Source organism: Pseudoduganella sp. RAF53_2 (genome assembly GCF_052113985.1).
Taxonomy (GTDB): Bacteria; Pseudomonadota; Gammaproteobacteria; order Burkholderiales; family Burkholderiaceae_D; genus Rugamonas.
This window is the reverse complement of sequence record NZ_JBFRDW010000154.1, coordinates 1-10,231: the sequence shown is the minus strand read 5'-3', so window position 1 is coordinate 10,231 and position 10,231 is coordinate 1. Positions and strand designations below refer to the sequence as shown.

Here is a 10,231-nt window from a genome sequence, read left to right as displayed (position 1 = left end):
GAAGCGGCGCGCGCTGGTGAGCAAGGCCGTGGATTCGCCGTGGTTGCCAGCGAAGTGCGGAATCTGGCGCAGCGCAGTGCGGCAGCGGCAAAGGAAATCAAGGACCTGATCAACGACTCCGTGGCCAAGGTGGAAGCCGGCGGCAAGCTGGTGGACGACACGGGCCGCACCATGCAGCAATTGGTCGATGCCGTGCAGCGCGTGGCGAATCTGATGAGCGGAATTTCAGACGCCAGCCGTGTGCAGACGGATGGCATCGAGCGGGTGCATCAGGTGATGACCGCAATGGACAAGGCCACGCAGGAAAACGCTTCGCTGGTACAGCAGGCCAGCGAGGCATCGGTGACCATGCGCGACAACGCAGGYCACCTGGCACAGCTGATGGAAGCCTTGCACCTCAGTCCTGTGCGGCCTCAACTCCCAGCGTAAGACGTGCCTCCAGTCCGCCGCCTTCGCGGTTTTGCAGCGTGAGGGTGGCGCCGAGGGCTTTCGCCAACTGCTGTGCGATGGCCAGGCCCAGACCCGTGCCGCCAGTCTCGCGGCTGCGCGACCCTTCCACACGATAGAACGGCTCGAACACGGCTTGCAACAGCTCTTCCGGAATGCCGGGACCGCGATCGAGTACGCGGATTTCGGCGCGGCCGTGTGGGGTCATCGATGCATGCACTTCGGCGCTGCCGCCGTATTTGATGGCGTTATCGATCAGATTGCCCAGCACCCGGCGCAGCGCCAGGGGCCGCGTCGTGACGGGCGTGCTGATCGCGCCATGCAAGCTGACTTCCTTGTTCAAGTCCTGATAATCGAATACCAGGCTATCGAGGAAAGCGTCCAGATCCAGGCTGCGCGGCGCTTCATTGCCGCCCTGCGCTGAGCGTGCATAGGTCACGCCTTCGCGTACCATTTCTTCCATCTGCTGCAGGTCGCGCAGGATGATGTCGCGCTGTTCAGGGTCCGCATCCATCAGCTCCGTGCGCAGACGCATACGCGTGAYTGGCGTTTGCAGATCGTGCGAAACGGACGCCAGGATCTGCATGCGCTCCGTCATATAGCTTTTCACGCGGTCCTGCATGGCGTTGAAGGCGCTGGCGGCGCGTGCCACTTCTTCCGGGCCGCCTTCCGCCATGCGCTTCGGCTGCAGATCGGGGCCGACGGCGTTTGCGGCGCGCGCCATGTCCGTCAGCGGACGCGTTGCCTGGCGCACGCATAGCCAGCAGATCGTGCCCAGAATCAGCAGTTGGCCAATCAGGGCCGGCAGCAGCCACGGGGCCATTGGCCAGCCGCGCGGCAGGATATCCAGCGTCACCGGCGAGCCGTCGCGCAGGTGCATATGTACTTGCAGGTGCTCACGTGGACCCGGCAAGGCGCTGGCTGTGAGAGGATAATTCTTGCCGATGACCTCTTCCAGAGAAGTGAGCAGCAGCATGGAAATCGGCGCGGTCGGCCGCATCCCTTCTTCACCCGGACCAAGAATGAAACTGTAAGTGCGGCGCTCAAGTTTGGGTAGCCAGGACTCGCGTTCCGCGGCGGGCAGGCGGTCCAGCAGTGCCACCGAACTGGCCACGTCCTGTTCCATGAAATTCAGCATCACACCCTTGGTCGCCGCCGTGCGCTCGCTCACGATGACGTAAAAAGCCAGCGCGTGGGCGGCAATCAGGCCGGCAAACAGAATCGCAGCCAGCTGACCGAACAGGGTGCGCGGCATGAGCCGCTTCATTCCTCTTCTCCCTCGGTCTGCACCGCGGACGAGAAGATATAGCCTTCGTTACGCAAGGTCTTGATGTAGCGCGGCTCGCGCGCGTCGTCGCGCAGGCGCTGGCGCAGGCGGCTGACCAGCAGGTCGATGGAGCGGTCGAACTGTTCCGCGTCGCGGCCCTGGGTCAGGTTCAGCAGCTGGTCGCGCGTCAACACGCGCTGCGGATGGTCGAGGAATACGCGCAGCAGGCGGTATTCGGCGCCGCTTAGCGCCACCATGGTGCCTTGCTCATCCAGCAGATGGCGGCCGGTGGTATCCAGCTTCCAGTCGCCAAACACCAGCATCGGCGTGGTTTCGACCGGCGAACGGCCTTGCGGCAGCATGCGCGAGCGGCGCAGCACGGCCCGAATGCGGGCCAGCAGCTCGCGCGTCGAGAATGGTTTGCCCAGATAATCATCAGCGCCCATTTCGAGGCCGATAACGCGCTCGGTCTCTTCGCTCAGCGCCGTCAGCATCAGCACCGGCACGGTACGCCATTTGCCGCCACGCAGTTCGCGGCATAGCTGGAGGCCGTCTTCGCCGGGCATCATCACGTCCAGCACGATCAGGTCCACCGGACCTTGTTCCAGTTCCGTCCACATTTGCTTGCCGTTGGCGGCGGTGGAAGCGGTCATGCCATTGCGGGAAAGGTAGTTTGCGAGCAGTTCGCGGATTTCACGGTCGTCGTCGACGATCAGGATATGTTCGGCCATTTAGATTCCAGATTAATGCTGTTGTCAGTTTTATAGCCGAAGTGTAGCGGAGATTTGTGTCTCCATGTATCTGGCCCTGTACATAGACACACTGGCACATAGTGACACATTTGCCCGACATGTCAGGGCGGTCTAATACAGTCATTCCAAATCACTTTTAGGAGTGCTGCCATGAACCACCTGCTTGAAGCACCACTTGCCTTCGGTGCCGGTATCCTGACCATCGCCTCTCCCTGTGTTCTGCCTGTTTTGCCCATCATTCTGGGCAGCGCGGTGAACGGTACCCGTACCCGTCCACTGTTTATCGTCGCCGGTTTCGTGCTGACTTTTTCGGCACTCGGCATGCTGCTGGCGTTCGTGTCCGGCGCGGTGGCCGATGCCCACGAAATCCTGCGCAATGTCGCCATTGCCCTGCTGGCCATCTCCGGCCTGGTGCGCCTGTGGCCGCACCCGTATGAATGGCTGAAGGCCCGCATCGAAGAGCGCCTGCCGCAGCGCACCGTGCAGGCCGCCCAGCCTGGCCCCGGCAACGCAGGCGGCTTCGTGCTCGGCATGTCGCTCGGCGCCGCCTGGACTCCCTGCGCCGGTCCGGTGCTGGCTTCGATTCTTGCCCTGGTGGCGCAGGCACAGGACACCGCCCGCTCCGCCGGCCTGCTCTCGCTGTACGCCGCCGGCGCCGGCATTCCGATGCTGCTGATCGCATACGGTGGCCAGGTGGTGACCGGCCGTCTGCGCTGGCTGGCCCTGCGTTCGCAAGGCATGCAGCAGATTTTCGGCGGCCTGGTGCTGATTACCGCGATTGCCATTTATTTCCATCTTGATGTCCAACTGTATGCCCGTTTGCTGGGCGGCCCTTCCATCTGATCTGAATCTGAAAAGGAGAATCACCATGTTCAAGAAAGCCCTGCTCATCGCCGCCCTGTCGGCATCCGCCGTCGTCGCTACTGGCGCACAAGCTGCCACGGCACGCGATTTCGGTGCCGCACCTGAATTCAGCGGCATCAACAATTGGCTCAACAGCCAGCCCCTGACCCAGCAGTCGCTGCGCGGCAAAGTGGTGCTGGTCGATTTCTGGACCTTCGACTGCATCAACTGCGTACGCACCCTGCCCTACGTGAAATCCTGGTACGAGAAGTACAAGGATCAGGGCCTGGTGGTGGTCGGCGTGCATACCCCTGAGTATCCGTTCGAACGCAAGACCGAGAACGTGGCGGCGGCGATCAAGCGCTTCGGCATCACTTATCCGGTCGCCCAGGACAATGCCTACAGCACCTGGCGCGCTTACGACAACCAGTATTGGCCGGCTGCCTACCTGATCGACAAGAAAGGCCGCATCGTCTATACGCACTTCGGTGAAGGCAACTACGACGTTACCGAACAGAAGATCCGCGAACTGCTCGCCGCAAAGGACTAAGAAGATGAATAAACTGATCAAATCCGCTTTCGCTGCGGCTGCACTGTCCGCCGCAGCACTTTCTCCGGCTGCATTTGCCGCCGATCCGGCAACGGTGGTTCTGGTGCACGGCGCGTTTGCCGACGGTTCCAGCTGGGATAAAGTGATTCCGCTGCTGGAGGCGAAAGGCCTGAAAGTCATCTCGGTGCAGAATCCCCTGACTTCGCTAGCGGACGACGTGGCCGCCACCGAGCGCGCCATCGCCGCGCAAAAGGGTGACGTGGTGCTGGTTGGCCATTCGTGGGCCGGCACCGTCATCACCCAGGCTGGCGCTACCGGCAAGGTGAAGTCGCTGGTATATGTGGCGGCCTTTGCGCCGAACGAAGGCGAATCGACCGCCTCGCAGGGCAAGGGCTATCCGACGCCACCGGGCATCGGCACCCTGCAGGCTGATGCTTCAGGCTTCGTGACCATTCCCGAGGAGTCGGTGGCGCAGAACTTTGCGCAGGATCTGCCGGCTGCTCAGCAGAAACTGATCGCAGCCACGCAGGGTCCGATCCGCGGCGCGGCCTTCGATGAGAAGGTGACCGTGGCGGCGTGGAAGACCCGTCCAAGCTACTTCATCGTGACCAACAACGACCGCATGATCGCACCGCAGCTGCTGAAAGACTCGGCAAAGCGCATTCACGCCAAAACTACCGTGGTGGAATCGAGCCACGTGGCGATGCTGGCGCAGCCTGAGGCGGTTGCGAACGTGATCATCGAAGCTGCGCAGCACTGAGCAGTTGCCGGGCGTGCTGCGCCAATACCGCGCACAGCTCCGGCGGCCCGATGATCTCAAAGCCGAACGGCAGGGCCGCCAGCTGTCGCGCAAACCATTCGAGTTCGTCGGACTGGTTGTGCAACAGGACGCCGTTGGGTGTTTGCTCCAGCAGTCCGATCCAGTCGGGCAGCACCGATTGGGCGCGCTGGAGATCGGTCTTCAGCAAGACCGTCGCCGGGAATTTGCGCGGCAGCGCGGCGATGGTGCGCCGCAGGTGAGCCAGCGCGTCGAAGTTAGCCGGACGCTCGAAATGTTGCGCCAATGCGCGGGCCTCAAGCACGCGGTCCAGCCGGAAGGTCCGCAAACCGCGCCGCAGATGGCAATGCGCGACCAGATACCAGAATCCCGTGTAGTAAGCCAGCCCATACGGATCGACATCACGCGCCGTCTCGCCTGACGCCGGGCCGGCTGCGGCTAAAGGGCTGGCGCGGTAGTTGATGTGGACGCGCTGGCGGTCGCGGGCGGCGGCGCTCAGCACCACCAGGGCGGCATTGTCCTGCGGGGCACGGCCGCGCGCGAGGTCGAGGTGGACGCTGTCGCCGATGGAGCCGATGCGCTGCTTGAGGCCATCCGGCATGATGCGCTCCAGCTTGGCCTGGGCGCTGGCCACCGCAGGCGCAGCTTCGGCCAGTCCCAGGCTGCGCGCGGCCAGCAAGCCAAGCGACAAGGCCAGCGCCTCGTCATCATTGAACATCATCGGCGGCAGTTTGAAGCCCGGCATCAGCGAATAGCCGCCATGCCGTCCGCGCTCGGACATGATGGGAATCCCCAGGTCTTCAAGCATCACGATATAACGGCGCAGCGTGCGCTGGTCGACTTCCAGGCGGCGCGCCATGTCGGCGCCGCTCAGGCGGCCCTGAGACTGCAGCAGTTCGAGCACTGCCAGTACGCGAGTGGTTGGATAGTACATGCCAGACAATATAGTCCGGAATCAGGGCGAATGCTGTCCTGATTAGGCCTTAATCTGCCTGCATGAACCATCACCTCTTACTCTATTTCGCCGTCGTCTTCGGCATCATCATCCTGCCCGGCCTGGACATGGCCTTCGTCATGGCCAACGCCATGCTCGGCGGACGCAAAGCGGGATTCGCCGCGGTGGGCGGCATTGTGGCAGGCGGCTTTTGCCACCTGTTAATGGGCGCACTCGGCGCAGCGGTCGTGCTGCAACTGTGGCCAGCCCTGTTTCAGATCATGCTCGTCGCAGGCGCTGCGTACATCGCCTGGATGGGCTGGACCTTCCTCCGCAGCACCGACGTCTTTACACCCGGCGCCGGCAAGGAAGTGCTGGCGGCGCCGGTCATCTTCCGCCGCGCCATGCTCACCAGCCTGACCAACCCCAAGGCCTATATGTTCATGCTGGCTGTCTTCCCGCAATTCCTCAAACCGGGACAAGACCCGCTGTGGATGCAGTCCGGCGTACTGGGCACAATCACGGCCGCCACGCAGCTCGGCGTGTACGGCGCCCTGGCGCTGGCGGCCAGCCAGGCAAGCGGCTGGTTTGCCGCCAATCCCGCCGCCTCACGCTGGACCGCACGCGGTATCGGCCTGCTGCTGATCGCCACCGCCCTGCTGAGCGTGTGGCAAGCAGCGAAGGCTTAGTGCAGACGGTCGAGCGCCTCCATCACGCCCTTGCGGTTCTTGTGCTTCGATTCGAAAGTGCGGATTTTGCGGCGCTCGGCCGGGCTCAGATGCGCAATCTGGCTGGCGATCTTCGGCACGGTCAGATGCTCGTAATCGTCGATCGGCAGGCCGCGGTCCGATGATTTGCCGGCCTTGTCGGCCTTCTTGGCGGATTTGGTTTCGCCGTACTGCTTGCGCTGTTTGTTGACGATGCGCGCCGCGACCTCTTCCTCACGGCCCTTGTAGCGGCCTTCCTTCTCGAATTTCGCTTCGATTTCCTTGTATTCGCGTTCGCGTTTGGGGCTGGCTCCTCGTGGCATGATGATTTCCTCCCTTGATAGTGGAGCCCATCTTAGCCAAAGGAGCGCCCCAGCGGCGCACGCCTCTTAGAACTGTTCGACCCAGGCCGCCAGCTGCGACGGGGTCAATGCCGATTCGGCGTTCACCATGCGGCACTTCACGCCTTCATCGCCGCCGGACATCTGCATCGCCGCACCGCGTTTGCCCATCCACAGCAGTACCGCCAGCCAGAACGCATGCTGCGACGACACTGGCGTTCCGGTTGGCGTTTCGAGGAACTCGGTGAGCTGGGAGCGCTGCAGGAACAGCGCCGTCCCATTGCCCGTATCGCGGAACGTCGGACCAAAGGTTTCGGCCAGCAGCACAAAGGCTTGCGCCGCATCGGCGCCCGCATGCTGCTGCTCCAGGCGGCCCAGGTGCTCGCGTACCGTTACGCCAAAGGCTGCGCTGCGGAAGGCCTCGGAACTGATCAGGTCCGAATGGTCGAGCATCAGCCAATCCGGCTCCGGCGGCACCATGCCCGCGCTCAGAGCGCCGGACAGATAGCTTTCCACCGGCACGAACGGCGCGCCCGCTGCCAGGCTGGCGGACAGCGTGTACAGCGTGCCGATACGGCTTGCCACCGCCTGCTTCTGGCGCACCAGCAGCTTCTCGCGCAGCAGCTGCGAGTGTTCCTTCTGCAGCTTGGCCAGGGCCAGCGCCTGCTTGAGCTCCATGCGCAGCGAAGCGATGTCCCACGGCTTCTGGATGTAGCGGTGAATCTGTCCCTGGTTGACCGCATCCACCGTATGCTCCATTTCGGAGTAGGCGGTGGTCAGGATACGCACAATGTGCGGATAACGGTCCCACGCATAGAACAGCAGCTCGTTGCCGTAGGCGCCCGGCATGCGCTGGTCGGACACCAGCACGGCAATTTCATCGGCATGCTCGTCGAGCATACGTTTGCCCTCTTCCACCGATTCAGCGGTGTATACGGGAGCGAGCGAACCAAGGGCGCGCTGGAAGTATTTGAGGGCGGTTGCCTCATCATCGACGTACAGGATCGCCGGTGCGGTTTTGGTGGGTTCGGTCATGCTCGTTCCTTCTCTAAATCCGGGAAATTCATGGTTACGGTGGTGGAGCGTCCTTGCTCCGACTGCACCCGCAGATGGCCTCCGAACGACTGCATCACGCGGTTACAAAAAATCAGGCCCCAGCCGCTGCCGCCGTCCTTGCCGTGCATGGTTACCGGATCCAGCAGCAGGCGGTTGAGCAGCGCCGGCGGGATGCCGGGGCCATTATCCTCCACGACGATGAACGGACGAGCCTCCACGCCCACGGTAATTTTCAGCACCGGCTCGGGATGGCCGTTCAGCGCGCGCAGTCCATTGCTGAGCAGGGAGGACAGCACCAGGGCCACGCAGTTCGGCGAGGCCTTGACAGTAAAGTCGCTCTGCACATCGACCGCGACCGCGGCGCGCTGTGAAGGCGACAAGGGATAAACGTTGAGCAGCGCGTTCACCATCTGGTGAGCACTGCCGCTGGCCACACGCGCCGCCGGCACCACGCTGGCGCGCTTGACCGACTCCACGAAGGACGACAGCACCGACAGGCAGTAGCGCGCATTGTCATTCATATGGGCCGCTGCGTTGCCGATGTCGGCCTTCAGCGGCAAGCCATTGTCGGGCGCATTGCCGTTGACGCGGCGCTGGATATTGCGCGCGAAGTTGGCGATGGTGGCCAACGGTGTATTCAGTTCGTGCGCCAGGAAGGCCACCGTCTCCTCGATCGCCAGCAGGCTTTGACGGCGCGCGGCGCGTTCGCGGGCGTTGGTGGCAGCCATGCGCAAAGCTGTGCGCAAGGTATCCATGTCCAGCGGTTTTTCGAGGATACGGAAAATATCGCCGCCATTGATGGTATCCAGCAGCACCTGCTTGTCGGCGTAGGCTGTGACCAGGATGCGCACCAGGTGCGGATAATGTTCCTCGACCTGGCGCAGCAGCTCGCCGCCCACGCGGCCCGGCATGCGGTAATCGGTCACCAGCACATCGATGTCCGCATCGGGTTTGCTCAGGATTTCGAGGGCTTCATCCACGCTGGGCGCCGTCAGCACCTTGTAATCGCCCTCGATGGACCGCGCAAAATATTTGCGGGCCATTTCTTCGTCATCGACGTACAGCACGGTGGCTGCATTGCGCTCGCTATTCGACATTTATTTCTCCCCGCCTGCCACACGCGGCAGGTCGAAAGTGAATCTCGTCCATTCACCCGGCACACTTTCGGCCGCGAGCAGGCCGCCGTGCCGTTGGATGACGCTATAGCAAATGCTCAGTCCAAGGCCAAGGCCCTGGCCCACCTCGCGGGTGGTAAAGAATGGTTCGAACACGCGCCCGATGTTTTCCGTCGCAATACCGGGGCCGTTGTCGCGCACCGCGACGCGCAGACGGTCCCCTTCGGCCTCGGCGCTGACGTCAATGGTCGGATTGGCCGTGGCGCCTTTGCGCATGGCCAGTGCCGCATTGCTCAGCAGATTAATCAGCACACCGACGATCGCCGCCTCATCGCCGCGTACCAGCGTGTCGGCTTCCAGATTGCGGTTGATCTTCACGCCCTTGATTTCGTGGCCCACCAGGCGCACCGAGGAATCTAGCGCGCGCTCGAACAGGAATTGCGAGCTTTCGTGGTCCACGCCGCTCTTGCGGTAAGCGAAGGTCTTGAGGTCGGAAACGATGTACTGCACGCGCTGCATGCCCTGCTTGGCGTCCGTCAGGCATTCCATCAGCAGCGGACTATTTTTGGCGGCCGGCTCCTCGACCGCCACATCGATCGCCATCATGCAGAAGTTGACCGGGTTGTTCACTTCATGCAGCAGGCCTGCGGCCAGAGTGCCGAGGGCCGCCATTTTTTCCTGTTGCAGCATCTGGCCCTTGATTTCGGCCAGGCTGCGGTTGGTGTCTTCCAGTTCGATATTCTTCTGCGCCACCTCTTCCTTCAGCGAATGCAGCTGGCGCCGCACACGTTCGCTGTAGAAGGTGTAGACCGTGCTGCCAGCGATGGAGAAGATGATGATGGTCAGGTGGAAGGCAAACTGGCTGCCATCGTGGATGCCGCCGGGACGCAGCGCGCAAGCCAGATAGAACAGCAGCACCGTCACGGCGCCAAAGCCCAGCGTATATTTATAGCCGACCGGGAACAGCGTCCCCACGGCGAATATGGTCAGGATGATCCCTGCATAAAACAGCGAAGATTCGCCCTGCGTCACGTGGATCATCCAGGCGATCATCAGCTGCGGGAAAGTCAGCCAGATGAAGGTCACCACGTGCACATGGGCACGGCCATAGCGGGTGTACAGCAGCACCAGCGCAGCCACGATGGCGGCACTGGTCACCACGCGCGCAATGGCAAAGCGCAGCATTTCATTGGGATAAACGGCGTAGTCCAGCACCATGCCCAGCAACACGAGCACGATCACCGTGACCGCACAGGCCCGGCTGGACATCAAATGGTATTCGCTCAGCTCTTGTTCGTAGCTGGTACCCGGCAAGATGGCAACTCCGCTCATGCTCAATGCGCCGCCACACCAACTGTCGTTTCGGCAAACACGTTCACCCCAGTCGGGTCGGTGTACACCGAAGTACCGCTGCATTGAGGCGGCAGGATGGCCTGCATGC

General features: G+C 62.6%; 12 protein-coding genes. 5 read left to right on the top strand and 7 right to left on the bottom strand.

From position 1 onward, the window contains the following. Window positions 1-429, top strand: a 429-nt coding sequence (locus AB4Z11_RS11505; protein ID WP_442025386.1) for a methyl-accepting chemotaxis protein, incomplete at its 5' end; no start/stop codon positions are given. Here the strand turns inward: AB4Z11_RS11505 and AB4Z11_RS11500 are convergent. Continuing rightward, window positions 398-1,714 carry an ATP-binding protein gene (locus tag AB4Z11_RS11500; protein ID WP_442025385.1) on the bottom strand — a complete coding sequence of 439 codons (1,317 nt, stop codon included), beginning with the start codon at window positions 1,712-1,714 and terminating at the stop codon, window positions 398-400. The genes AB4Z11_RS11505 and AB4Z11_RS11500 overlap by 32 nt on opposite strands. Then, window positions 1,711-2,445, bottom strand: a complete 735-nt coding sequence (locus tag AB4Z11_RS11495; RefSeq protein WP_442025384.1) for a response regulator — start codon at window positions 2,443-2,445, stop codon at window positions 1,711-1,713. The genes AB4Z11_RS11500 and AB4Z11_RS11495 overlap by 4 nt, the downstream gene beginning before the upstream one ends. 171 nt (window positions 2,446-2,616) lie before the next feature. Between AB4Z11_RS11495 and AB4Z11_RS11490 the strand changes: the two genes are divergently transcribed. Genes AB4Z11_RS11490 through AB4Z11_RS11480 form a run of 3 tightly spaced genes read left to right on the top strand, consistent with a single transcriptional unit; the run spans window position 2,617 to window position 4,619 of the window. Continuing rightward, window positions 2,617-3,309, top strand: coding sequence for a cytochrome c biogenesis CcdA family protein (locus AB4Z11_RS11490; RefSeq protein WP_442025383.1), 693 nt, complete (start codon window positions 2,617-2,619; stop codon window positions 3,307-3,309). 25 nt (window positions 3,310-3,334) lie between these two features. Beyond that, entirely contained in the window at window positions 3,335-3,859 is a 525-nt protein-coding gene (locus tag AB4Z11_RS11485; protein ID WP_442025382.1) for a thioredoxin family protein, read from the top strand. A 4-nt stretch (window positions 3,860-3,863) separates the two neighbouring features. Further along, on the top strand, window positions 3,864-4,619 hold the full coding sequence (locus AB4Z11_RS11480) for an alpha/beta fold hydrolase (RefSeq protein ID WP_442025381.1): 756 nt from the start codon (window positions 3,864-3,866) through the stop codon (window positions 4,617-4,619). On the opposite strand, the gene AB4Z11_RS11475 is transcribed toward AB4Z11_RS11480, so the two are convergent. Next, on the bottom strand, window positions 4,597-5,571 hold the full coding sequence (locus tag AB4Z11_RS11475; RefSeq protein ID WP_442025380.1) for a helix-turn-helix transcriptional regulator: 975 nt from the start codon (window positions 5,569-5,571) through the stop codon (window positions 4,597-4,599). The genes AB4Z11_RS11480 and AB4Z11_RS11475 overlap by 23 nt on opposite strands. 62 nt (window positions 5,572-5,633) lie before the next feature. On the opposite strand from AB4Z11_RS11475, the gene AB4Z11_RS11470 reads away from it, so the two are divergent. Continuing rightward, entirely contained in the window at window positions 5,634-6,260 is a 627-nt protein-coding gene (locus tag AB4Z11_RS11470) for a LysE family translocator (RefSeq protein WP_442025379.1), read from the top strand. On the opposite strand, the gene AB4Z11_RS11465 is transcribed toward AB4Z11_RS11470, so the two are convergent. The 4 genes from AB4Z11_RS11465 to AB4Z11_RS11450 all read right to left on the bottom strand — a co-directional run bounded on the left by AB4Z11_RS11465 (window position 6,257) and on the right by AB4Z11_RS11450 (window position 10,122). Further along, the gene (locus AB4Z11_RS11465) at window positions 6,257-6,601 is read right to left on the bottom strand and encodes a hypothetical protein (protein ID WP_442025378.1); all 345 of its coding nucleotides are present in this window, start codon (window positions 6,599-6,601) and stop codon (window positions 6,257-6,259) included. The genes AB4Z11_RS11470 and AB4Z11_RS11465 overlap by 4 nt on opposite strands. 66 nt (window positions 6,602-6,667) lie before the next feature. Further along, entirely contained in the window at window positions 6,668-7,654 is a 987-nt protein-coding gene (locus AB4Z11_RS11460) for a response regulator (RefSeq protein WP_442025377.1), read from the bottom strand. Beyond that, entirely contained in the window at window positions 7,651-8,772 is a 1,122-nt protein-coding gene (locus AB4Z11_RS11455; RefSeq protein WP_442025376.1) for a response regulator, read from the bottom strand. The genes AB4Z11_RS11460 and AB4Z11_RS11455 overlap by 4 nt, the downstream gene beginning before the upstream one ends. Further along, window positions 8,773-10,122: a sensor histidine kinase gene (locus AB4Z11_RS11450; protein WP_442025375.1), complete on the bottom strand. Its 1,350-nt coding sequence runs from the start codon at window positions 10,120-10,122 to the stop codon at window positions 8,773-8,775. Window positions 10,123-10,231 lie beyond the last annotated feature (109 nt).

Bases quoted from the DNA above. Each gene is read 5' to 3' on its own strand.
- AB4Z11_RS11495 (WP_442025384.1), bottom strand. From the start codon at position 2,445: ATGGCCGAACATATCCTGATCGTCGACGACGACCGTGAAATCCGCGAA.
- AB4Z11_RS11490 (WP_442025383.1), top strand. From the start codon at position 2,617: ATGAACCACCTGCTTGAAGCACCACTTGCCTTCGGTGCCGGTATCCTG.
- AB4Z11_RS11485 (WP_442025382.1), top strand. From the start codon at position 3,335: ATGTTCAAGAAAGCCCTGCTCATCGCCGCCCTGTCGGCATCCGCCGTC.
- AB4Z11_RS11480 (WP_442025381.1), top strand. From the start codon at position 3,864: ATGAATAAACTGATCAAATCCGCTTTCGCTGCGGCTGCACTGTCCGCC.
- AB4Z11_RS11475 (WP_442025380.1), bottom strand. From the start codon at position 5,571: ATGTACTATCCAACCACTCGCGTACTGGCAGTGCTCGAACTGCTGCAG.
- AB4Z11_RS11470 (WP_442025379.1), top strand. From the start codon at position 5,634: ATGAACCATCACCTCTTACTCTATTTCGCCGTCGTCTTCGGCATCATC.
- AB4Z11_RS11465 (WP_442025378.1), bottom strand. From the start codon at position 6,601: ATGCCACGAGGAGCCAGCCCCAAACGCGAACGCGAATACAAGGAAATC.
- AB4Z11_RS11460 (WP_442025377.1), bottom strand. From the start codon at position 7,654: ATGACCGAACCCACCAAAACCGCACCGGCGATCCTGTACGTCGATGAT.
- AB4Z11_RS11455 (WP_442025376.1), bottom strand. From the start codon at position 8,772: ATGTCGAATAGCGAGCGCAATGCAGCCACCGTGCTGTACGTCGATGAC.
- AB4Z11_RS11450 (WP_442025375.1), bottom strand. From the start codon at position 10,122: ATGAGCGGAGTTGCCATCTTGCCGGGTACCAGCTACGAACAAGAGCTG.